The organism is Pseudomonas sp. BCRC 81390, from assembly GCF_030341915.1.
Classification (GTDB): Bacteria; Pseudomonadota; Gammaproteobacteria; order Pseudomonadales; family Pseudomonadaceae; genus Aquipseudomonas.
This window is the reverse complement of sequence record NZ_JATAAG010000063.1, coordinates 369,282-392,879: the sequence shown is the minus strand read 5'-3', so window position 1 is coordinate 392,879 and position 23,598 is coordinate 369,282. Positions and strand designations below refer to the sequence as shown.

Below are 23,598 nucleotides of genomic sequence, written 5' to 3'. Positions count from 1 at the left end.
GAAAAACAAGGCAGATAAAAAAACACCCCGCATGAGCGGGGTGTCTTGTTTTGCCGGGGTAATCAGCCGATCAGTTGCAGGCCTGCCTGCTGGACCATTTCCAGCAGCGGTTGCGGGTACACGCCAAGCACGAAGGCGAGAATGGCGATGGCCAGCAGCATGACGCCGCCGGTACGCTGTTCCCACTTCAGCGGGGCGTCGTGGCGACGCAGGTTCGGCTCGACCAGGTACAGGGTGACCATGACGCGCAGGTAGTAGTAGACACCGATGGCGCTACCGATCACCAGTGCACCGACCAGCCACCACAGGTGCGACTCGACGCCGGTGGCGATGATGTAGAACTTGCCGATGAAGCCGGCGGTCAGCGGGATACCGGCCAGCGACAGCATCATCACGGTCAGTACCGCGGTCAGGTACGGGCGGCGCCAGAACAGGCCGCGGTACTCGTACAGCGCATCGGCGTCACGGCCGCCGTATGGGGACGACATCAGGGTGATGACACCAAATGCGCCAAGGCTGGTGATCACGTAGGTGACCAAGTACACGCCCATGGCTTCCAGGGCCAGGCCCTTGCTGGCAACCAGGGCGATGACCAGGTAGCCGAAGTGGGCGATGGACGAGTAACCGAGCAGGCGCTTGAGGTTGCTCTGGGTCAGCGCCAGCAGGTTACCGATCAGGATCGAGGCCACGGCAATCACCGCCAGCACGGTGCTCAGCACGCCGCTGCTGGCCGCAGGGGAGAGCATGAACAGGCGTACTACCACGGCAAACACCGCCACCTTGCTGGCAGTGGCCAGGAACGCGGCGACCGGCGCCGGGGCGCCTTCGTACACGTCCGGGGTCCACAGGTGGAACGGTACCAGCGACAGCTTGAAGGCCAGGCCGACCAGCATCATGGCCAGGCCCAGCTGGGCCAGCAGGCTTGGCATGCTGGTGGCGGCCAGGGCCTTGCCGATCTGGTCGAAGCTCAGGCTGCCGGCGTCGGCGTACAGCAGGGCCATGCCGAACAGCAGGAACGCCGAGCCGGCAGCCGACAGCACCATGTACTTGATGCCGGCCTCGAGCGAGCGCTTGTTGAAGAAGGCATACGCCACCAGGCCGTAAACCGGTACCGACAGCAGTTCCAGGCCGATGAACAGGCCGGCCAGGTGGTTGGCGCTGACCAGCACCAGGCCGCCAAGGGCCGACATCAGCAACAGCAGGTAGAGTTCTTCACGGTTGCCCGGGAAGCCCTTGGCGCCTTCGCCGAGGTAGGCGTGGGCGAGGGTGACGCAAGCCAGCGTGGCCACCAGCATGATCGCCATGTACAGGCAGGCGAACTTGTCGATGGTCACCAGCGAGGTGACCGCCAGCGGCGCAACCTTCAGCGCCGGCAGGATCGACAGCAGGGCCAGGTTGAGGCCCACGGTGGACAGCAGGAAGGTCTGCGAGTGGTTGCGCTTCCAGGCGATCGCCAGCATCACCACCACCGTGGTGATGGTGGTGATCAGCATCGGCGCCAATGCGATGAAGTGTTGAGTGGTGAATTCCATAGCGCTCTTACCGGGCCGAAGCGAGTTGAGTGAAAGCGGAACCGAGCCACTGCTGCACACCACTCATGGTGGCGGCAGAGGTGTCGAGGAACGGCTGCGGATACACGCCCAGCAGGATCAGCAGTACTGCCAGACCCAGGACCATGATCAGCTCGCGACCGTCCATGCCGGCCAGCACGCTGTCGGCCTTGGCCGGGCCGAAGTAGGCGCGGTGGATCATGATCAGCGAGTACACCGAACCGAACACCAGGCCAGTGGTGGCGATCACGGTGATCCACGGCACGCTGGCGAAGCTGCCGATCAGGATCAGGAATTCGCCGACGAAGTTGCCGGTACCGGGCAGGCCCAGGGAGGCGGCGGCGAAGAACAGGCTGATGGCCGGCAGGTAGGCGATGCGGTGCCACAGGCCGCCCATTTCGCGCATGTCACGGGTGTGCAGGCGCTCGTACAGCTGGCCGGCCAGAATGAACAGCGCGGCAGCCGACAGGCCGTGGGCCAGCATCTGGATCACCGCGCCTTGCAGCGCCTGCTGGCTGCCGGAGTAGATACCGATCAGCACGAAGCCCATGTGCGAGACGCTGGAGAACGCGACCAGGCGCTTGATGTCGGTTTGCGCGAAGGCCAGGAAGGCGCCGTAGAAGATACCGATCAGGCCCAGGGTCATGGCGATCGGCGCGAACTCGGCCGAGGCATTCGGGAACAGCGGCAGGGCGAAGCGCAGCAGGCCGTAGGCCGCAGTCTTCAGCAAGATACCGGCGAGGTCCACGGAACCTGCGGTCGGCGCCTGGGCGTGAGCGTCAGGCAGCCAGGAGTGGAACGGCACCACCGGCAGTTTCACCGCGAAGGCGATGAAGAAGCCCAGCATCAGCAGGTACTCGGTACCGGCTGGCAGTTCGGCTTTCAGCAGGTCGCTGTAGTTGAAGGTGATCACCCCGGTGTTGGTGTAGTTGACCAGCACCAGGCCAAGGATCGCCACCAGCATGATCAGGCCGCTGGCCTGGGTGAAGATGAAGAACTTGGTCGCCGCGTAGATCCGGGTCTTCTTGCCGTCTGCCGAGCTGTGACCCCAGAGCGCGATGAGGAAGTACATCGGCACCAGCATCATTTCCCAGAAGAAGAAGAACAGGAACAGGTCCAGGGCCAGGAATACACCGACCACGCCGCCGAGGATCCACATCAGGTTGAGGTGGAAGAAGCCGACGTGGCGCTGGATTTCTTTCCAGGAGCACAGTACCGACAGCACACCGAGCAGGCCGGTGAGCAGGATCATCAGCAGCGACAGGCCGTCGAGGGCCAGGTGGATGCTGATGCCGAAGCGCTGGATCCACTGGACTTTGTATTCCAGGGCCCAGGCCGGCTCGGCGCCAGGAGCAGGGGCGAGGGTGTAGTTGCCGTTGGCCCACAGCCACAGGCCGATGCCGAGCAGCAGGGACATGGTCAGCAGCGCGATCCAGCGCGGCAGGGTGGCGCCGAAGCGCTCACCCAGCCAGCACAGGAAGCCGCCGATGAAGGGGATCAGGATCAGCCAAGGCAAAATCATGACGGGTTGGTTTCCTTTGGCAAAGTCGCAAGATTCATAGTCATACCGCAGCCACTACCACGGCACCGAGCACCAGCACGGCACCCACGGCGATAGAGGCGGTGTACCAGCGCAGCTGGCCAGTCTCGGTCTTGCTCATGGCGACGTGGCCGCCACGCGCCATCCGAGGAATCAGGCCGATGGTGCGGTCAACCGGGTCCTTGCGCAGGATATGGCTGATCAACAGGTACGGTTTGACGAAGAGCTTGTCGTAGATCCAGTCGAAGCCCCAGGCAGCGAACCACCAGGCCGACAGGACACGGCCGATGCCACTGTTGGCCACGGCGCTGACGAAGCGGCGCTTGCCCAGGAACAGCAGGGCCGACAGCAGGATACCGGCGATGGCAATGGCACCCGAGGTGATCTCCAGCGCGTGCTTGGCTTCGCCACCGGCGTGGCCGGCGCTTTCCGGCAGCACGCCTGCCAACGGCGGGGTGATCCAGGCGCCGACGAAGGTCGACAGCACGATCAGCACGCCCAGCGGCAGCCAATGGCTGATGCCGTGGCCTGCGTGGGCTTCGGTCTTGGCTTCGCCGTGGAAGGCGATGAAGATCAGACGGAAGGTGTACAGCGAGGTCATGAATGCACCGACCAGGCCGGCATACAGCAGGCCGGTGTTACCGCTGGCGAAGGCTTCCCAGAGGATCTCGTCCTTGGAGTAGAAGCCGACGGTCACGATCGGCAGGGCGGCCAGGGCAGCACCGCCGACCACGAAGCTGGCGTAGGCCAGCGGCAGTTTCTTCCACAGGCCGCCCATCTTGAAGATGTCCTGCTCGTGGTGACAGGCAACGATCACCGCACCGGAAGCCAGGAACAGCAGGGCCTTGAAGAAGGCGTGGGTCATCAGGTGGAAGATCGCCGCGTCCCAGGCACCCACGCCCAGGGCGAGGAACATGTAGCCGATCTGGCTCATGGTCGAGTAGGCGAGGATACGCTTGATGTCGGTCTGCACCAGCGCGGCGAAGCCGGCCAGTACCAGGGTCACGCCACCGACCACGCCAACCAGGTGCAGGATGTCCGGCGCCAGCAGGAACAGGCCGTTGGTGCGGGCGATCAGGTACACGCCCGCGGTCACCATGGTTGCCGCGTGGATCAGTGCGGAGACCGGCGTCGGGCCGGCCATCGCGTCGGCCAGCCAGGTCTGCAGTGGCAGCTGTGCCGACTTACCGACCGCACCACCCAGCAGCATCAGCGTGGCCAGGACCATCCAGGTGTCGCCAGCCTGGAACTTCTGCGGTGCCAGCACCAGCAGCTGCTGCACGTTCAGGGTGCCCAGCTGGGCGAACAGGATGAACAGGCCGATGGCCATGAACACGTCGCCGATGCGGGTGACGATGAATGCCTTGAGTGCCGCGTTACCGTTGTTGCGGTTGCTGTAGTAGAAACCGATCAACAGGTACGAGCACAGGCCCACGCCTTCCCAGCCGAAGTAGATGAACAGCAGGTTATCGCCGAGGACCAGGAACAGCATGCTGGCGATGAACAGGTTGGTGTACGAGAAGAAGCGCGAGTAACCGGCTTCGCCACGCATGTACCAGGAAGCGAACAGGTGGATCAGGAAGCCGACACCGGTGACCACGCCGAGCATGGTCACGGACAGGCCGTCCAGGTACAGGGTGAAGCTCGGCGCGAAGCCGTCCACCGACATCCACTGCCACAGCAGTTGGCTGTACGCGCCGCCTTCAGGCGGGGCGACATTGAATTGCCAGATGACGTAGGCGGCCACGGCGGCCGACAGGCCCACCGAGCCGACGCCGATCAGGGCCGACAGGTTCTCCGAAAAGCGCCCGCGCGAGAACGACAGCAGCAGGAAGCCGAGGAGGGGGAAGACGAAAGTCAGGAAGAGAAGGTTCATCCGCGCATCTCACTGGCAGCATCGATGTCGAGAGTGTGGAAGCGGCGATACAGCTGCAGCAGGATGGCCAGGCCAATACTGGCCTCGGCGGCTGCCAGGCTGATCACCAGAATGAACATCACCTGGCCGTCGGGCTGGACCCAACGGGCACCGGCGACGATGAACGCCAGGGCAGAGGCGTTCATCATGACTTCCAGGCTCATGAGCACGAAAAGGATGTTGCGGCGGACCATCAGGCCAACCAGACCTAAGCAGAACAGGATGCCGGCGACCGCCAGACCATGCTCGAGAGGGATAGCACCCATGATTTACTCCTTCGCCTCGTTGCGGCCCAGGTGGAAGGCAGTGACGGCTGCAGCCAGCAGCAGCATCGACGCCAGTTCGACCACCAGCAGGTACGGGCCGAACAGGCTGATGCCCACGGCTTTCGGGCCCACGGTGGTACCGCTGATGGCGGCGCCGCTCGGGGCGACGAACAGCACGTACAGCAGCTCCAGCAGCAGCAGGGCGGCGAGGATCACTGGCCCGGCCCAGATGCCGGGCTTGAGCCAGCCGCGTTCCTGGGCGACCGAAGCCGGCCCGAGGTTGAGCATCATCACCACGAACACGAACAGCACCATGATGGCGCCGGCGTAGGCGATCACTTCCAGGGCGCCGGCGAACGGCGCACCCAGGGCGAAGAAGATCATGGCCACGGAAATCAGCGAAATGATCAGGTACAGCAAGGCGTGCACGGGGTTGGTACCGGTCACCACCCGAAGGGTGGAGAGCACGGCGATCCCGGATGCGAAATAGAAAGCGAATTCCATCTTTCTGTCCTTATGGGAGCAAGCTCTTCACGTTGATCGGCTCGGCTTCGTTCTGCGCAGCGCCTTTCGGCTTGCCAGCGATCGCCATACCCGCAACACGGTAGAAGTTGTAGTCAGGGTTCTTGCCGGGGCCGGAGATCAGCAGATCTTCTTTCTCGTACACCAGGTCCTGACGCTTGAACTCGGCCATTTCGAAATCCGGAGTCAGCTGGATCGCGGTGGTCGGGCACGCTTCTTCACACAGGCCGCAGAAGATGCAGCGCGAGAAGTTGATGCGGAAGAACTCCGGATACCAGCGGCCGTCCTCGGTCTCGGCCTTCTGCAGCGAGATGCAGCCGACCGGGCAGGCCACCGCGCAGAGGTTGCACGCCACGCAGCGCTCCTCGCCATCAGGGTCGCGGGTGAGGACGATGCGGCCGCGGTAGCGCGGCGGCAGGTACACGGGTTCTTCGGGGTACTGCAGGGTATCGCGCTTGCGGAACCCGTGGGAGAACACCATGGCCAGGCTGCGCAGCTGGGTGCCGGTGCCCTTAACGATGTCGCCGATATACTTGAACATGGGTCAAATCCTCACTGGGCCGCGACGGCTGGCGCGTTGTAGAGCACGAGCGCAGCGGTCACCAGCAAATTGATCAGGGTCAGCGGCAGGCAGAACTTCCAGCTGAAGTCCATCACTTGGTCATAGCGTGGGCGCGGGATCGAGGCGCGCAGCAGGATGAACAGCATGATGAAGAATGCGGTCTTCAGCGCGAACCACAGGAACGACAGCTGCGGCAGGATGCCGAACGGGCCGTGCCAGCCGCCGAAGAACAGGGTCACCAGCAGCGCCGAGATGAGGATGATGCCGATGTACTCACCGACGAAGAACATGCCCCATTTCATGCCGGCATACTCGATGTGGTAGCCGTCGGCCAGTTCCTGTTCCGCTTCCGGCTGGTCGAACGGGTGACGGTGAGTCACGGCGACGCCAGCGATGAAGAAGGTGCAGAAGCCGAAGAACTGCGGAATGATGAACCACAGGTTCTGTGCCTGGTAGTCGACGATGTCGCGCATGTTGAACGAGCCTACCTGCACCACCACGCCCATCAGCGCCAGGCCCAGGAACACTTCGTACGACACGGTCTGGGCCGAGGCACGCAAGCTGCCCAGCAGGGCGTACTTGTTGTTCGACGACCAGCCGGCGAACAGCACCGCGTACACCGACAGGCCGGCCATGGCGAAGAAGAACAGCAGGCCGATGTTGAGGTCGGCGACGCCCCAGGTCGGGGTGATCGGGATGACCACGAAGGCGATCAGCAGGGCGCTCATGGCCACCACCGGTGCCAGGGTGAAGATCACGCGGTCGACGAAGGGTGGGTTCCAGTCTTCCTTGAAGAACATCTTCAGCATGTCGGCAGCGATCTGGAACATGCCGAACGGGCCGACGCGGTTCGGACCGTAACGGTCCTGCCACCAGCCCAGCAGGCGACGCTCGACGAAGCTGAGCAGCGCACCGCAGACCACCACCGCCAGCAGGACCACGATGGCCCGCAGCACGGAGAGGATCACATCGATCACTTCGGGGGTGAACCAGCTCATTGTGCCGCCTCCTGCAGACCTTCGACGGATGCACCGAAGATGGCTGGCGGAATGCCGGCCAGGCCTTTCGGCAATGCGACCAGGCCAGCGCCCAGCTGTTCATTGATGCGCAGCGGCAGGCGCAGCGCCACACCGCCGACCGTCAGGCTCAGCAGGGCGCCGTCGTTGACGCCCAGGCGGTCGGCTTCGGACTTGGCCAGGGCGACATAGGCAGTCGGGATGCGTTCCTGCACCGGGGCGGCGCGCGAGGAGCTTTCTTCGCTGCCGAACAGGTGGAAGAACGGCACCGCGGTCCAGGTGCCACGGGCCGGGTTGAAGGCCCCCGGAATGCGGGTGAACCAGTTCAGGCGGTCGCCTTGCGATTCGATCAGGCGCACGCCCGGGTCACCGGCGCGCAGGTGGCCACCGACCTCGTCCTGGAACTTGTTCCAGGCCTGCGGCGAGTTCCAGCCCGGCGACCAGGCGAACGGCACCTGCTGGCGCGGTTCGGCGGAGCCCGAGTAGCCTTCCATGGAGAAGGCGAACGCGGTGTCCTTGTCCTGCGGGGTACGTGGCTCGTGCACGCTGATGTTGGCGCGCATGGCGGTACGGCCGGAATAACGCAGCGGTTCGCGGGCCAGCTTCAGGCCCTTGATGCGGAACGCGGCAGATGGCGCGGCGTTGACGATGCCAGCCAGTTGCGGGGCGGCTTCGGCGCAGGCGCTGGTGACGTGGTCGAGCTGGGTCCAGTCGACCGGCTTGTTCAGCAGGGTGGCACGCAGGGCGTGCATCCAGCGCCAGCCTTCGTGAACCAGGATGCTGCTGTCCAGGTACTGCGGGTCGAACACCTGGAAGAAGCGCTGGGCACGGCCTTCCTGGCTGACCAGGGTGCCGTCGCCTTCGGCGAACGAGGCGGCCGGCAGCACCAGGTGGGCGCGATCGACGGTCGCGGTTTTCGAGTGGTCGGCAACGATCACCACCTTGGCCGCGGCCAGGGCTGCGTCGACCTTGGCCGCTGGCACGCGGGTGTACAGGTCGTTTTCCAGCACCACGATGGCGTCGGCCTTGCCGCTGATGACGGCGTCCAGCGCAGCGTCGACGGACTCACCACCGAGCATGGCCATGCCCAGGCTGTTGGCTTCAGGCACCACCAGGCTCAGCGAACCGTTCTTCTCGCGCAGCTTCAGGGCCTTGGCGATGTTGGCGGCGGCTTCGATCAGCGCCGGGTCGGCCAGCGAGGTACCGGCGACCACCAGGGGGCGCTGGGCCGCGACCAGGGCGTCGGCGATGCGCTGGGCCAGTGCTTGCGCTTCGGCATCCAGGCCGGCAACGGCAGGCGCGCTCGGGTCGATGGCGTGGGCCACGGCGAAACCGATGCGGGCCAGGTCGGCCGGGGCGGCATGCACGCATTCTTCGGCGACGTCGTCCAGCTTGGTTTCCGCCAGCGAAGCGATGAACAGCGGGTACAGCGCGTGTTGGCCGATGTTCTTCACGGCCGCGTCGAGCCACGGCTGTACCTTCATCGCTTCGGCCATGGCCTCGGCCTTGCCCTTGGTGGCCTGGCGCACGGCCAGGGCGACGCGGGCTGCGGTCTGGGTCAGGTCTTCGCCGAGCACGAACACGGCGTCGTGGTCTTCGATGTCGCGCAGGGTCGGCACCGGCAGCGGGCTGTTGTTCAGCACGTCCAGGGCCAGGCGCACGCGGGCCAGTTCGCCGGCTTCCATACCCGAGTAGAAGTACTCGGCGCCGACCAGCTCACGCAGGCCGTAGTTGCTTTCCAGGCTGGCGCGCGGCGAGCCGATACCGACGATGGTACGCCCGCGCAGCAGGTCGGCGGCCTTGTCCAGGGCGGCGTCCAGGCTCAGCTTGGTGCCGTCGGCCAGTTGCGGCTGGCGGGGGCGATCCTTGCGGTTGACGTAGCCGTAGCCGAAGCGGCCACGGTCGCACAGGAAGTACTGGTTGACCGAACCGTTGAAGCGGTTTTCCACCCGGCGCAGTTCGCCGTAGCGCTCGCCCGGGCTGATGTTGCAGCCGCTGGAGCAGCCGTGGCAGATGCTCGGGGCGAACTGCATGTCCCACTTGCGGTTGTAGCGCTCGGAGTGGGTCTTGTCGGTGAACACGCCGGTCGGGCAGACCTCGGTCAGGTTGCCGGAGAATTCGCTTTCCAGCACGCCGTCTTCGACGCGGCCGAAGTACACGTTGTCGTGGGCGCCGTATACGCCCAGGTCGGTACCGCCGGCATAGTCCTTGTAGTAGCGCACGCAGCGGTAGCAGGCGATGCAGCGGTTCATCTCATGGGCGATGAACGGGCCGAGGTCCTGGTTCTGGTGGGTACGCTTGGTGAAACGGTAGCGGCGCTCGTTGTGGCCGGTCATTACCGTCATGTCCTGCAGGTGGCAGTGACCGCCTTCCTCGCACACCGGGCAGTCGTGCGGGTGGTTGGTCATCAGCCATTCGACGACGCTGGCGCGGAACGCCTTGGACTCTTCATCGTCGATGGAAATCCAGGTGCCGTCGGAGGCAGGGGTCATGCAGGACATGACGATACGACCACGGGTGTCGTTCTCGTCGGTGTACTGCTTGACCGCACATTGCCGGCAGGCGCCAACGCTACCAAGCGCCGGGTGCCAGCAGAAATAAGGGATGTCGAGGCCGAGCGACAGACAGGCCTGTAACAGGTTGTCTGCACCGTTGACTTCGAGCGCTTTGCCGTCTACGTGGATAGTGGCCATTGTTCAAAGTTCTTCGTTGGCCCGCGTGAGCGGGCGTGGCTAATGGAAAACGGTGAGCTTGCGACACGCCACGAGCGACTCGGGCCTGGCGGCAAGCTGGCGAGTGGCACGGACCACTCGCCTGATCATCTTGTTATGCGCCGACCACGATCGGCCCGGCCTGGATTGGCTTGGCCAGATCCGGGCGCAGGGTGTCGCCAGCGGCTGCTGGAGCAACCCCGGCTTCGAACTCGGAGCGGAAGTATTTGATGGCACTGCCCAACGGCTCGACGGCACCCGGTGCGTGAGCACAGAAGGTGCGGCCTGGGCCGAGGAAGTTGACCAGGCCCAGCAGCGTCTCGATGTCTTCGGCGCGGCCCTGGCCTTTTTCCAGTGCGCGCAGCATCTTCACGCTCCACGGCAGGCCGTCACGGCAGGGCGTGCACCAGCCGCACGACTCGCGGGCGAAGAACTCTTCCATGTTGCGCAGCAGCGACACCATGTTGATGCTGTCGTCGACCGCCATGGCCAGGCCGGTACCCATGCGGGTGCCGACCTTGGCGATGCCGCCGGCGTACATCTGTGCGTCGAGGTGCTCGGGCAGCAGGAAGCCGGTACCGGCGCCGCCTGGCTGCCAGCACTTGAGCTTGAAGCCGTCGCGCATGCCGCCGGCGTAGTCTTCGAACAGCTCGCGGGCGGTGACGCCGAATGGCAGTTCCCACAGGCCCGGGTTCTTCACCTTGCCGGAGAAGCCCATCAGCTTGGTGCCGTGGTCTTCGCTGCCTTCGCGGGCCAGCGACTTGTACCAGTCGTTGCCGTTGGCGACGATGGCCGGCACGTTGCACAGGGTTTCGACGTTGTTGACACAGGTCGGCTTGCCCCACACGCCCACGGCGGCAGGGAAGGGCGGCTTCGAGCGCGGGTTGGCGCGGCGGCCTTCCAGCGAGTTGATCAGCGCGGTTTCTTCACCGCAGATGTAGCGGCCGGCACCGGTGTGCACGAACAGCTCGAAATCGAAGCCGCTGCCGAGGATGTTCTTGCCCAGCAGGCCGGCGGCCTTGGCTTCCTCAATGGCGCGGTTGAGGTGCTTGGCGGCGGTGGTGTATTCGCCGCGCAGGAAGATGTAGCCACGGTAGGCCTTCAGCGCGCGGGCGCTGATCAGCATGCCCTCGACCAGCAGATGGGGCTGTTGCTCCATCAGCATGCGGTCCTTCCAGGTGTTCGGCTCCATTTCGTCCGCGTTGCACAGCAGGTAGCGGATGTTCATGGATTCGTCTTTGGGCATCAGGCCCCACTTCACGCCAGTGGGGAAGCCTGCACCACCACGGCCCTTGAGGCCGGAGTCCTTGACGCTCTGCACGATGTCGTCGGCCGACATCTGCGCCAGCGCCTTGCGCGCCGCGGCATAGCCGTTCTTCGACTCGTACTCGGCCAGCCAGACCGGCTCGCCGTCGTCACGCAGGCGCCAGGTCAGCGGGTGGGTTTCGGCCGTGCGCGCGATGCGGTTGGCCGGGCCGAAGGAAGTAATGGTCATACGTAACCCTCCAGCAGTTTGGAAACGCCAACCGGCTGCACGTCACCGAAGGTGTCGTCATCGATCATCAGCGCCGGGGCCTTGTCGCAGTTGCCCAGGCAGCACACCGGCAGCAGGGTGAAGCGACCGTCGGCGGTGGTCTGGCCGAGGCCGATGCCCAGCTCGCTCTGGATCTGGCTGACCACCGACTCATGGCCGCCGATGTAGCAGACCATGCTGTCGCACACGCGGATGATGTGGCGGCCGACCGGCTGACGGAAGATCTGGCTGTAGAAGGTGGCCACACCCTCGACGTCGCTGGCCGGGATACCCAGGACTTCGCCGATGGCGTGGATGGCACCGTCCGGTACCCAGCCACGTTCCTTCTGGACGATCTTCAGGGCTTCGATGGACGCCGCGCGCGGGTCCTCGTAGTGATGCATTTCGTGCTCGATGGCCGAGCGCTCGGTTTCGCTCAGGGCGAAACGGTCTGTCTGGATAAGCGTGCTGTTCATGCTTAGCGGTCCACGTCAGCCATAACGAAGTCGATACTGCCCAGGTACGCAATGAGGTCGGCGACCATGCTGCCTTTGATCACCGAAGGGATCTGCTGCAGGTGCGGGTAGCTCGGGGTACGGATCCGGGTGCGGTAGCTCATGGTGCCGCCATCGCTCGTCAGGTAGTAACTGTTGATGCCCTTGGTCGCCTCGATCATCTGGAACGACTCGTTGGCCGGCATGACCGGGCCCCACGAGACTTGCAGGAAGTGCGTGATCAGGGTCTCGATGTGCTGCAGGGTGCGCTCTTTCGGCGGCGGCGTGGTCAGCGGGTGGTCCGCCTTGTACGGGCCTTCCGGCATGTTGCGCAGGCACTGGTCGATGATGCGGATACTCTGGCGCATCTCCTCGACACGGACCATGCAGCGATCGTAGGCATCGCCGTTGTGGGCCAGCGGTACTTCGAACTCGAAGTTCTCGTAGCCGGAGTAGGGGCGGGCCTTGCGCAGGTCGAAGTTGCAACCGGTGGCACGCAGGCCGGCACCGGTAGTACCCCAGGCCAGGGCTTCCTTGGTGTTGTACGCGGCAACGCCGATGGTACGGCCCTTGAGGATGCTGTTCTGCAGGGCAGCTTTTTCGTACTCGTCGAGGCGTTTCGGCAGCCATTCGACGAAGTCCTTGACCAGCTTGTCCCAGCCGCGCGGCAGGTCGTGGGCGACACCACCGATGCGGTACCAGGCCGGGTGCAGGCGGAAACCGGTGATCGCTTCGATCACGGTGTAGGCGCGCTGGCGGTCGGTGAAGGTGAAGAACACCGGGGTCATGGCGCCGACGTCCTGGATATAGGTACCCAGGAACAGCAGGTGGCTGGTGATACGGAAGAACTCGGCCAGCATCACGCGGATGGTGTCGACCTTCTGTGGCACCTTGATACCGGCCAGCTTCTCGACCGCGAGCACGTACGGCAGGTTGTTCATCACCCCACCGAGGTAGTCGATACGGTCGGTGTAGGGGATGAAGCTGTGCCATGACTGGCGCTCGGCCATCTTCTCGGCACCACGGTGGTGGTAGCCGATGTCCGGTACGCAGTCGACGATTTCTTCACCGTCCAGCTGCAGGACGATACGGAAGGCACCGTGCGCCGAAGGGTGGTTGGGGCCGAGGTTGAGGAACATGTAGTCCTCGTTGGCGCCCTGACGCTTCATGCCCCAGGCTTCCGGGTTGAAGCGTGCCGATTCCTCTTCAAGCTGCTGCTTGGCCAGGGTCAGGCTGTAGGGATCGAACTCGGTGGCGCGGGCCGGGTAGTCCTTGCGCAGCGGGTGGCCTTCCCAGGTGGGCGGCATCATGATGCGGCTGAGGTGCGGGTGGCCGGCAAAGTCGATGCCGAACATGTCCCAGACTTCGCGCTCGTACCAGTTGGCGTTCGGCCAGATACCGGTCACGGTCGGCAGGTTCAGGTCGCCTTCGCTGAGCGACACCTTGATCATCACATCGCTGTTACGCTCGATCGACAGCAGGTGGTAGAACACGCTGAAGTCGGCGGCTGGCAGGCCGCGGCGCTGGGTACGCAGGCGTTCGTCGACGCCGTGCAGGTCGTACAGCATGCTGTACGGCTTGGCCACGCCGCGCAGGAAGCTGAGCACTTCCTTGAGCTGCTCGCGCTTGACCCACAGCACGGGCATGCCGGTGCGGGTTTCCTGGGCGACGAATGCTTCGGCGCCAAAACGGTTGTGCAGTTCGACGACCACATCCTGGTCGTCTGCCTTGTAGGGCGGAATGAAAATAGCGTTGTCCGCTGTCATGGTCTCGGTCGCTTTGGGTCAACGTTAAGAATGAAGCCAGGCCGCCGGCTCCAAGGAGCGGGCGGCAGGTCGCTGGATCAGACTTCGTCGGGGCTGCGCAGGTTGGTTACGGCAATGCGCTGCTCACGACGCAGGTCCTTCTGGGCTGGCATCTCGGCACGGTAGATGCCTTGATCACCAACAACCCAGGAAAGCGGGCGTCGTTCTTGGCCGATCGACTCCTGCAGCAGCATCAAGCCTTGCAGGAAAGCCTCAGGGCGCGGCGGGCAGCCGGGCACATAGACGTCCACGGGGAGGAACTTGTCGACCCCCTGAACGACCGAGTAGATGTCGTACATGCCGCCGGAGTTGGCACACGAACCCATGGAAATGACCCATTTCGGCTCGAGCATCTGCTCGTACAGGCGCTGGATGATCGGCGCCATTTTGACGAAACAGGTACCGGCGATGACCATGAAGTCGGCCTGACGCGGCGAGGCCCGGATGACTTCGGCGCCGAAGCGGGCGATGTCGTGGGGTGCCGTGAAGGCCGTGGTCATTTCCACGTAGCAGCAGGACAGGCCGAAGTTGTACGGCCAGAGGGAGTTCTTGCGACCCCAGTTGACCGCGCCACGCAGCACATCTTCGAGCTTGCCCATGAAGATGTTCTTGTGGACCTGGTCCTCCAGCAGTTGATCGGTGACGGTTTCCCGTTCACCGACCGGGTACTGCTCGTTGGGCGCATCCGGATCGATTCTGGTGAGATTGTATTGCATGCCAAAGCCTCATTGTTTCAGCTTCGCTTGCCGCTTGCGGCGACCTTCGGGAGCCCAATCAAGTGCCCCGACGCGCCAAAGGTAGACAAGACCTGCCAACAGAATTGCTATGAAAACGAGTGCTTCGACGAATCCGGTCCAGCCGCTTTCGCGGACGGACACAGACCATGCAAAGAGAAAGAGGGCTTCGATATCGAAGATCACGAACAGCATCGCGACCAGATAGAATTTGGCGGACAGGCGCAGGCGGGCGCTGCCGACGGGCAGCATGCCGGATTCGAAGGGTTCGTTCTTGGCGCGACCCCAGGCCTTGCTACCGAGCAGGCTGGACAGGCCGAGCATGAAGGCGCACAGGCCGACGACACCCAGGAGGAAGATGGCAAAGCCCCAGTTGTGGGCGATGAGTCCTGCCGAATCGGACATGCTAGAAATCCTTATACAGAGACCCAGCTCTGCAGTCTGAAATAAGTGTAGAGCGGCGACCTGGTGTCGCACGTGCAGTGACCAAATGTCGCAGCTGAATCAATCGGGCTGATTTTATGGGTAAACCCGGTGCAAGTAAAATTTCTGTCGCAAATTTATTCGTAGGATTAAGTACAAAACCCGCGTGTAACCGGCTGAAAGCCTTGAGGTTAGGGCATTGCGTGCGGTTTTGTTAATTATGTTTCTTGCCGCTGGTAACGAAGGGCAAACTTCGTAATGATAATTAATATCATTTGCCCTGATGCCTGATAATTCGGCTGTTCTGCGCCTTGAAAAGTTCATCTGGCGGTTGCCCCTACTTGCAAACGCGAAAAACGCCTGTTCTAGCAACTTCCGACACCGCTCGCACCGCTCTGGGTCAATACTTTACCGATTGGCCGATGACTGGCTGACGAGGCGATTGCCCATTGGCCGAGCCAGTAGGTCAGGATGATCAGGTACGGTGCGGCGGCGAACGGGCTGACGAAGCGGTCGATGCCGATCAGGCTGTCGGAGAGCACGAACAGGCCAGCCCCCAGCGCCGCCAGGCCGCCGCTGGCCAGGGCGCGCCAGAGCATCGCGCTGATGGCCAGGGCGTAGGCCGACACCGGAAGCAGGAGCGGCCCAAGGCCGTGCCTGGCAAGCACGCCAAACAAGGTGAGGCCGGTGATTGTACTCAGCAGCAGTGCGGGCCAGGCTGGGCGCAAGGTTCTGCTGCAGTAGCCGCGCAGATAGGCCAGGTGGGCGCAGAGAAAGGCGGCCAGGCCGAAGACGAACAGGTCGGTGGGGATGGCCAGCAGGATGTCGCCGAGCAGCGACAACGCCAGGCCGAGGGTGATCCAGCGCCGGTAGGGTGTGGCGGCTGCGCTGCGCAGCCAGGCGATCAGCACCAATACCGGAACGGGTTTGGCGAGCAGGGCGAGCAGGGTGTTGTCGCTGGCCAGTGCATATATATAGAGGGCAGCCGCGGCCAGGGCGAGCAGGGTCAGGTGGCTTGGGCGGGGCATGGGCGGTCCTTGCTTCCGGGTTGCCACAAGCATAGCCCTGATCCTGGGTTTTGCTGTTGCCTGCCCCGGCTCGTTCGCGGGCAGTCCGCGAACGGCCGAGCAGCGGAGTCCTGTCTGTTCTAGGCGAGCAGGCGTGTCAGGTAGAGTCCGGCTCTGGGGTCGGTTGGAAGCTTGAGGTTGCTGGCGACCAGCAGTTGCCCATTGGGTTGGCAAGTGATGCTACTGGCAAGTCCACTTTCCCCGATAAAGGCCCAGCCATCGGCGCCATATGTGGGGTCCAGTTTGCCGTCGCTGTTCAGGCGCAGGGTCGTAAAAGGGGAGTAAAGGTTTTTGTCTTCATAAAGCACGGCAAGGTACAGCTTTTCCGCTTCGCTGGTGTTCGCGTCGAAGGCCAGGTCATTGGGGGAGGCAACAATCTCTGGGTTCTTTTCGATGATGACGGGGTTCCCGTTGTTAAAGGTGTCGGTCAAGGTGCCATCGCTGTTGAAGGCCATCAATGCAGTTCCCTCATCATAGGTATTGACGTCGATGCTGCAGGCCAGAACAAAGTGCTGGTTGGAGACGGATTGCCTGAGTACTGCCGGAAGCACCGGGTAGCCAGGGGTGGCCAGTCTCAGGTAACCATCCTCGGCAAAACTTGCGTCGACCTTGCCGTGCCTGTCAAGGCGGGTTACGAAGACATACTCCTCGAATTCTTCTCCAGGCAGAGGGGCGAAGGCTGCATAAATGCTGCCCTCACTTGTGGTCATTGCCCTCAATAAGACAGGGCTGTTGTCGTGGGTGGCTCGCCAATAGCCTGTTCCATTGAACTCGGTTGCCAGGTCGCCTGCCAGCGTAGCTGCCACGATATGGTCGCGCGAGTGGAAGTAGAGGATGCCGTCCCATATGCCGACGGAATTCGATGCGTTCAAGGAGCGGCTTTGACTTTGGACGTCCGAGCGAAGTTTGATCGCCCCATCTTTCGACGTGGAACTGATCGCTCGGTAGACGCGATAAGCTTTATTGTCTTCGCCGAAGCTGGTGTCGGGCGCTCCATTGGGCAGCAAGCGAATGATCATCGGGTGATACGAATCCGGGGCATAGTTATAATCGGCGACTATGAAAATTCGCCCGGTTTCGTCCGTAACGATCCCAGTCAGGAACACACGCAGAGCCCCGTCATACTCCACCGTTGCAACCCCTTGCACACCAAATCCGGTATCAAGCGCACCGTTAGGCTCCAGGCGCAGCATCTTGATGACGGACGCGGCCCTTGGTGCAGAAGAGATAAGGGTTTTCTGGTTTGAATCGAGAGTGATCGGGCCGAGGTGGTCGTAAGCGCTGTGCGAAAAGCGCCCCTGCGAAGCGAATTGAGGGTCTAGGTGTCCTGCTTTGCTGGTGGTCGACATGATGTAACTCCTTGTAGGTGGAGCCACAATGTTCAGCGAAGCACTGGATTGACGAAACTGTCAAAAATACCAGGTCCCGCATAACTCTGAACGCTTCGGTGCAGGCAAAAACAAAGGCCCAGGGCTTTCGCAAGCCCCGGGCCTTTATTCAACCGCAACCCACAATCAGTGGAACTGCTCCTCCTCGGTCGAGCCGGTCAGCGCAGTCACCGACGAAGCACCACCCTGGATAACGGTGGTCATGTCGTCGAAGTAGCCGGTGCCCACTTCCTGCTGGTGCGCCACGAAGGTGTAGCCTTTGCTGGCATCGGCGAATTCCTGCTCCTGCAGCTTGACGTAGGCGGTCATGTCGTTGCGGGCGTAGTCGTGCGCCAGGTTGAACATGCCGTGCCACATGTTGTGAATGCCAGCCAGGGTAATGAACTGGTGCTTGTAGCCCATTGCCGACAGCTCGCGCTGGAACTTGGCGATGGTCGCGTCGTCCAGGTTCTTCTTCCAGTTGAAGGAAGGCGAGCAGTTGTACGACAGGATCTGGTCTGGGTATTCCTTCTTGATCGCTTCGGCGAAGCGGCGGGCTTCGTCCAGGTCCGGCTTGGCGGTTTCACACCAGATCAGGTCGGCGTACGGGGCGTAGGCCAGGCCGCGGGCGATGGCCTGGTCGAGGCCAGCGCGTACCTTGTAGAAGCCTTCGCGGGTGCGCTCGCCCACCACGAATGGCTGGTCGTACGGGTCGCAGTCGCTGGTCAGCAGGTCGGCGGCGTTGGCGTCGGTACGGGCCAGGATGATCGTCGGTACGCCCGACACGTCAGCGGCCAGACGCGCGGCCACCAGCTTCTGCACGGCTTCCTGGGTCGGTACCAGCACCTTGCCACCCATGTGGCCGCACTTCTTCACCGAGGCCAGCTGGTCTTCGAAGTGCACGCCTGCGGCGCCCGCTTCGATCATGTTCTTCATCAGCTCGTAGGCGTTCAGCACACCGCCGAAACCGGCTTCGGCGTCCGCCACGATCGGCGCGAAGTAATCGATGTAGCCGTCGTCGCCCGGGTTCTTGCCGGCTTTCCACTGGATCTGGTCGGCGCGACGGAAGGCGTTGTTGATGCGCTTGACCACGGTCGGCACCGAGTCGACCGGGTACAGCGACTGGTCAGGGTACATCGACTCGGCCGAGTTGTTGTCGGCGGCAACCTGCCAGCCCGACAGGTAGATGGCCTGGATGCCAGCCTTGACCTGCTGCACTGCCTGGCCGCCGGTCAGGGCGCCCATGCAGTTGACGAAATCTTTTTCTGGGCGGAAGGACGGGTGGGCACCTTCGGTGACCAGCTTCCACAGTTTTTCTGCACCCAGGCGGGCCAGGGTGTGCTCCGGCTGCAGGGAGCCACGCAGGCGAACGACATCAGCGGCGGTGTAGGTACGGGTCACGCCTTTCCAGCGCGGGTTCTCGGCCCAGTCTTTCTCGAGGGCTGCAATTTGCTGTTCGCGTGTCAGTGCCATGGAAATAAACCTCGTCGCATCGATCTTGGGGTAATTGTGCTGATGCTCGGGGCCGATCAGGGAAGCTGGCGGCTGTCCTGTTCGAGGAAGTGCGGCGGCGAACGCGAAGGCTCGAAGGGGAAGGGGATGCAGGCCAGGCGCAAGGAACTCCGGCAGGTCGGCTCGTGGTTGCCTTGCTGCGGTGCTACGCGATTGCCAGTACTGCGGTGATGCGCTTCCGTCCCTCGGGACAACTTCTTCGTTGCAGTCGCAATCCCGTCGAACCGCCTTGTGGGCCGTATTGACACGAGACGCCTCCAGGGGTGGGAGGAGCGCGTCTCGAAGGCCCTTGCCAGGGCCCCTGATTAGCGGGAGCGAGGCCATCATGCCCTTGGCAAAAAGACCCTGTCAAATGTTTTGTAGTGCTTTTTTGTGCTTACTACATCTTTGGTCTAATGCGACTCGGTAGTCAGTTTCAAGGCCTTTGGTCGAGGCCTTGAGTTGCCTGGGATCAGTCGACAAGGTCGACTTTGACCCGCAACGTCATGTTTTCACCGCGCTGGGTGCTGTAACTGTGGCTGGATGCACTGCGCTCGGCTTGGCTCTGCTGGTTGAACCCCGCCAGGGTGATCCACTCACCCAGCCTGCCGGTGACCGTCGTGTCGGTGCTTTGCACTTTCACTACATCGGCACGTTCCTGGCTGATGCGGTCATTATTGGTGCTTATTTGCAGACGAACCGTATCGCCACTCAGGCTTGGGGTAACGTAGAAACCCTGGGTCACGTTGCGGTATTCGGTGTTGCTCTGGAAGCGCCCGTAGCTGTCGGTGCTGGTGCTGGTAACCGGGATGCTCTGGCCAACCTGGATCAGCGCCGGCTGGCCTTCGCTGGCCTGAACCTGTTGCATGCCACCATCGCGGTTGCTGGTGCCGTAGTGGATGACGCGCGCGTTGCCGCGGTTGTCCTGGAAGTTGCTGTCATTGTTGTCGACGCTGATCAGCAGGCGCTTGGGTGCAGTGTCCAGTTGTTGCAGCAGGGCGCGCAGGTCGTCGATGCGCTCGGCGCTGGCGTTGACGATCAGCTTGTTCTCGAAGGCAGTGACGCTGCCGTCCTTGCCGATGAACGCCTGCGCTGCCGGCAGCAGTTCGGCGCTGCTGCGGTGTTGCAGCGGCACGACCTCGGTGGCGGCGTGGACGGTAAGGCTGGTGGCCAGCAGCAGCGAGGCGAAAAGGGGGCGTAGCGGCATGGGGATGATCTCCGCGGGTGGAATGAACATGATGGCAAATTTGTAGCGCTTGTGCCGGGCCCAGGTCACAAGTTGCTCTGCATGGCGCTGAACCTTGGCGCATGTCGGGTAGTCGCAATGACAGGAAAGGCGGGGGGCTGATCGCATGAAGCGCCATGTCATCGTTCTGATGGCCATTTTCAGCAGTGCCGTGTCGGCGCAGCCAGACACGCTGCGCATCAAACAACTGCAGCGTTGCGGCGATCTATTGGGCGAAGGCGCACAGCACTGGTGCTTGCGCGCCGAGGGCCTGGGTGCCGCTGTGCCGACGGTCCGGCTGGGCGGATCGCAGCTCGCCGAGGCCGCCATCGAGCGGCAAGGCAACACGCTCAGACTGACGCTGCCCACGGCAGGCCAGCGCAGCGCGCCACTGTGGCTGCAAGACGGTGAACGTACCAGCAACGCCGTCTGGCTGAGCACGCAGCGCAGCCACGTGGTCGCCGCCGGGCCTGGCGAAGTGGCGAAGAACATGGATGGCCTGACCACCTACCTCGACCTGGTCAGCCTGTTGATCGAAGAAAAGTACGATGGCGCCGCCGAAGCCCGGCGCATTGCCGGCAAGTACGGTGCCCAGGTGGTCGGTGCCATCCCGCCGCTCAATGTCTACCAGTTGCGCTTGCCGGTGCGCGACCTGGTGCAGCGCGATGCGCTGGTCCTGCGCCTCGGCACCGAGGTCAGCGTGGATGCGGTGATCGTTGAAGAGTCCGCCCCGGAACGTGGCGAGGAGGGTGATGGCGACGGCCAATCGGCCATCGACCAGGCAGACGAATGGGCGGCCAACCGTTTCCTGGATGCGCTGTACTTCTACCAGCGGCGCATTCCCGCTTCCGGGGTGCCGGTGCAACCGGTACGCGTAGGGGTGATCGAGCGCGACGTGGACTTCGATGCGCCGCCCTTCAGTGCCTACCGGGGCGCTTGTGGCAAAGGGCAGACCTGCCTGTATGCCCCCGACGGCGATCGCCCGGGCAGCCATGGGAGCCATGTGGCCGGCATCCTGGCGGCCCGGGGCGAAGGCTTCCTGCCCGGGCTGGGCCGGCACAGCCCCGGTTTCGAGGTGATTGTCGGGCGCAACTCGGATGCCGGGATCACCGCCAATATCGCTGCCTCGGTGAACCTGGTCGAAGACGGCGTGCGGGTGTTGAACTGGAGCTGGGGCATCCACCGGGTCGGGGCGAAGAACCTGCAGGGGGATGAGGTCGAGTCACTGGTGCGCTCGGGGCTGGCGATGAGTGGCTATGAAGAGTTGCTCGAAGAATTCTTCCTCTGGCTGCGGGCCAGGCATCCCGATGTGCTGGTGGTGAACTCGGCCGGCAATGGGGCGTCCTGGTCGGGCACCGATGAATATCGGCTGCCTTCCTCGTTCGTCACCGAGCAGCTGCTGGTGGTGGGCGGGCATCAGCGCAGTGACCAGGCGGTGCCGGTCGAAGACCCTCGGCATGTCCGCAAGCGCCACAGCTCGAACATCGACATGCGCGTGGATGTCAGTGCTGCCGCCTGCATCCGTCCGGTGGCCGCTGATCGGCCGCACTGCGGCACGTCATACGCCACGCCGTTGGTCACGGCCACCGTGGCGACCATGCTGGCGATCAACCCGGCCCTGACCCCGCAGCAGGTGCGCATGCTGTTGCGGCGCAGCGCGCTGACCCTGGGCAGCGAACAGGACTTCGAGGCCGTGGATGCCGAAGACCTGACTGCGCCGATATTGCCGTCGGAGCGCGGCGGGCGACTGGACCACCCTGACCTGGGGCGCTCGGCGCGCCTGGACATGCAGCGTGCGCTGGACCTGGCCATACAAAGCCGGGACCGGGTGCGCTGAACGGTGGCTGCTGGCAGACAAATTCCGTAACATCGCGCCCCTCGTTTTTCCCCGTCCGCTCCGGACTGCACCACAGGATCCCCATGAAACCCGCCCGACTTCGCGCCGACCTGCTCGCCGGCCTGACCACTTCGTTCGCCTTGGTGCCCGAATGCATTGCGTTCGCCCTGGTGGCCCACCTCAACCCGCTGATGGGCCTGTACGGGGCGTTCATCATCTGCACCCTGACGGCACTGTTCGGCGGCCGGCCGGGGATGATTTCCGGCGCGGCCGGCTCGATGGCGGTGGTGATCGTCGCCCTGGTGGTGCAACACGGTGTGCAATACCTGCTGGCGACGGTACTGTTGGGTGGTGCAGTGATGGCCCTGTTCGGCTTGCTGCGCCTGGGCAAGCTGGTGCGCCTGGTGCCGTACCCGGTGATGCTCGGTTTCGTCAACGGCCTGGCGATCGTCATCGCCCTGGCCCAGCTGGAACACTTCAAGCAAGGTGGGCAATGGCTCAGTGGTACCCCGCTGTACCTGATGGTCGGGCTGGTGGCGCTGACCATGCTGGTGGTCTACCTGTTGCCGAAGCTGACCCGCGCGGTGCCGCCGGCACTGGTGGCGATCCTTGGCGTCGGCTTGCTGGTGTACCTGCTTGGCCTGCCTACCCGCACCCTGGGCGACATGGCACAGATTGCCGGGGGCCTGCCGCAGCTGGCGCTGCCGGACGTGCCGTGGAACCTGGCAACCCTGAAGATCGTCGCACCTTATGCGGTGCTGATGGCCATGGTCGGCCTGCTGGAAACCCTGCTGACCCTCAACCTGACCGATGAAATCACCGAAAGCCGTGGCTTCCCGGACCGCGAATGCGTGGCCCTTGGCGCGGCCAACATGGTGTCCGGCCTGTGCGGCGGCATGGGCGGTTGCGCGATGATTGGCCAGACCGTGATCAACCTCAGCTCCAATGGCCGTGGGCGACTGTCGGGGGTGGTGGCCGGAGGCATGGTGTTGCTGTTCGTGCTGTTCCTGGCCCCGCTGATAGAACGCATTCCGCTGGCAGCACTGGTCGGGGTGATGTTCGTGGTGGCGCAGCAGACCTTCGCCTGGGCGTCGCTGCGGGTGCTGCACAAGGTGCCGCTGAACGATGTGCTGGCGATCATTGCGGTAACCGTGGTCACGGTGTTCACCGACCTGGCGGTGGCGGTGCTGTTCGGCATCATCATCGCCGCGCTGAACTTTGCCTGGCAGCATGCGCGGGAGCTGTATGCCGACAGCCATGAAGACGGCGAAGGGGGCAAGCACTACCGGCTGCATGGCACGCTGTTCTTTGCCTCGACCACCGCCTTCCTCGAACAGTTCGACACCGCCAACGACCCGGCCCGGGTCACGCTGGACTGCCAGCATCTGAGCTTTGTCGATTACTCGGCAGTTGCGGCGCTGCAGACCTTGCGCGAACGCTATGCCAAGGCCGGCAAGCATATGCGCGTGGTGCATTTGTCGGAGCGCTGCAAGAAGCTGTTGAAGCGGGCGGGGGAGCAGCACTGAGAAGGGCTGTTGCCTGTGCTGGCCTCTTCGCGGG

19 protein-coding genes are annotated in these 23,598 nt (G+C 63.5%); 2 read left to right on the top strand and 17 right to left on the bottom strand.

All coding sequences use genetic code 11. From position 1 onward, the window contains the following. Positions 1-62 precede the first annotated feature (62 nt). The 17 genes from nuoN to QSV36_RS16495 form a co-directional block, all read right to left on the bottom strand. Complete coding sequence (gene nuoN / locus QSV36_RS16575) at positions 63-1,532, bottom strand: NADH-quinone oxidoreductase subunit NuoN (RefSeq protein WP_225778493.1); 1,470 nt, start codon at positions 1,530-1,532, stop codon at positions 63-65. Positions 1,533-1,539: 7 nt separating this feature from the next. Continuing rightward, a complete protein-coding gene (nuoM, locus tag QSV36_RS16570) occupies positions 1,540-3,072 on the bottom strand; it encodes an NADH-quinone oxidoreductase subunit M (RefSeq protein ID WP_289133345.1) in 1,533 nt (510 codons plus the stop codon). A 40-nt stretch (positions 3,073-3,112) separates the two neighbouring features. Continuing rightward, positions 3,113-4,966 (bottom strand): NADH-quinone oxidoreductase subunit L, encoded by a 1,854-nt coding sequence (gene nuoL / locus QSV36_RS16565; RefSeq protein ID WP_289133343.1) that lies wholly within the window; start codon positions 4,964-4,966, stop codon positions 3,113-3,115. After that, positions 4,963-5,271, bottom strand: coding sequence for an NADH-quinone oxidoreductase subunit NuoK (nuoK, locus tag QSV36_RS16560; protein ID WP_008096201.1), 309 nt, complete (start codon positions 5,269-5,271; stop codon positions 4,963-4,965). Before nuoK ends, nuoL begins: the two co-directional genes overlap by 4 nt. Before the next feature lie 3 nt (positions 5,272-5,274). Next, positions 5,275-5,775, bottom strand: coding sequence for an NADH-quinone oxidoreductase subunit J (gene nuoJ, locus QSV36_RS16555; protein WP_170030742.1), 501 nt, complete (start codon positions 5,773-5,775; stop codon positions 5,275-5,277). A 10-nt stretch (positions 5,776-5,785) separates the two neighbouring features. Continuing rightward, entirely contained in the window at positions 5,786-6,334 is a 549-nt protein-coding gene (gene nuoI, locus QSV36_RS16550) for an NADH-quinone oxidoreductase subunit NuoI (RefSeq protein WP_016488223.1), read from the bottom strand. A gap of 11 nt (positions 6,335-6,345) precedes the next feature. After that, positions 6,346-7,353 (bottom strand): NADH-quinone oxidoreductase subunit NuoH, encoded by a 1,008-nt coding sequence (nuoH, locus tag QSV36_RS16545; RefSeq protein ID WP_186674746.1) that lies wholly within the window; start codon positions 7,351-7,353, stop codon positions 6,346-6,348. Continuing rightward, entirely contained in the window at positions 7,350-10,064 is a 2,715-nt protein-coding gene (gene nuoG / locus QSV36_RS16540) for an NADH-quinone oxidoreductase subunit NuoG (protein ID WP_289133341.1), read from the bottom strand. The genes nuoH and nuoG overlap by 4 nt, the downstream gene beginning before the upstream one ends. 133 nt (positions 10,065-10,197) lie before the next feature. Next, positions 10,198-11,577 (bottom strand): NADH-quinone oxidoreductase subunit NuoF, encoded by a 1,380-nt coding sequence (gene nuoF / locus QSV36_RS16535; protein WP_289133339.1) that lies wholly within the window; start codon positions 11,575-11,577, stop codon positions 10,198-10,200. Further along, positions 11,574-12,071, bottom strand: a complete 498-nt coding sequence (gene nuoE / locus QSV36_RS16530) for an NADH-quinone oxidoreductase subunit NuoE (protein ID WP_289133337.1) — start codon at positions 12,069-12,071, stop codon at positions 11,574-11,576. Before nuoE ends, nuoF begins: the two co-directional genes overlap by 4 nt. A gap of 2 nt (positions 12,072-12,073) precedes the next feature. Next, entirely contained in the window at positions 12,074-13,855 is a 1,782-nt protein-coding gene (gene nuoC, locus QSV36_RS16525; protein WP_170030734.1) for an NADH-quinone oxidoreductase subunit C/D, read from the bottom strand. A gap of 77 nt (positions 13,856-13,932) precedes the next feature. Beyond that, on the bottom strand, positions 13,933-14,610 hold the full coding sequence (locus QSV36_RS16520; RefSeq protein WP_003251429.1) for a NuoB/complex I 20 kDa subunit family protein: 678 nt from the start codon (positions 14,608-14,610) through the stop codon (positions 13,933-13,935). Positions 14,611-14,619: 9 nt separating this feature from the next. Beyond that, positions 14,620-15,033, bottom strand: a complete 414-nt coding sequence (locus QSV36_RS16515) for an NADH-quinone oxidoreductase subunit A (RefSeq protein ID WP_003251427.1) — start codon at positions 15,031-15,033, stop codon at positions 14,620-14,622. A 383-nt stretch (positions 15,034-15,416) separates the two neighbouring features. Beyond that, the gene (locus QSV36_RS16510; RefSeq protein ID WP_289133334.1) at positions 15,417-16,079 is read right to left on the bottom strand and encodes a lysoplasmalogenase; all 663 of its coding nucleotides are present in this window, start codon (positions 16,077-16,079) and stop codon (positions 15,417-15,419) included. Between the two features lie 119 nt (positions 16,080-16,198). Next, positions 16,199-17,467, bottom strand: a complete 1,269-nt coding sequence (locus QSV36_RS16505; RefSeq protein ID WP_289133332.1) for a delta-60 repeat domain-containing protein — start codon at positions 17,465-17,467, stop codon at positions 16,199-16,201. Between the two features lie 165 nt (positions 17,468-17,632). Beyond that, the gene (gene aceA / locus QSV36_RS16500) at positions 17,633-18,958 is read right to left on the bottom strand and encodes an isocitrate lyase (RefSeq protein WP_170030726.1); all 1,326 of its coding nucleotides are present in this window, start codon (positions 18,956-18,958) and stop codon (positions 17,633-17,635) included. A 490-nt stretch (positions 18,959-19,448) separates the two neighbouring features. Further along, positions 19,449-20,183, bottom strand: a complete 735-nt coding sequence (locus QSV36_RS16495; RefSeq protein WP_289133329.1) for a secretin N-terminal domain-containing protein — start codon at positions 20,181-20,183, stop codon at positions 19,449-19,451. A gap of 145 nt (positions 20,184-20,328) precedes the next feature. Here QSV36_RS16495 and QSV36_RS16490 point away from each other — a divergent pair, with 145 nt between their 5' ends. Together QSV36_RS16490 and QSV36_RS16485 are read left to right on the top strand one after the other, a co-directional pair. Then, entirely contained in the window at positions 20,329-22,038 is a 1,710-nt protein-coding gene (locus tag QSV36_RS16490; protein WP_289133327.1) for a S8/S53 family peptidase, read from the top strand. Between the two features lie 83 nt (positions 22,039-22,121). Continuing rightward, positions 22,122-23,564 carry a SulP family inorganic anion transporter gene (locus tag QSV36_RS16485; RefSeq protein ID WP_289133325.1) on the top strand — a complete coding sequence of 481 codons (1,443 nt, stop codon included), beginning with the start codon at positions 22,122-22,124 and terminating at the stop codon, positions 23,562-23,564. The last annotated feature ends 34 nt before the right edge of the window (positions 23,565-23,598 follow it).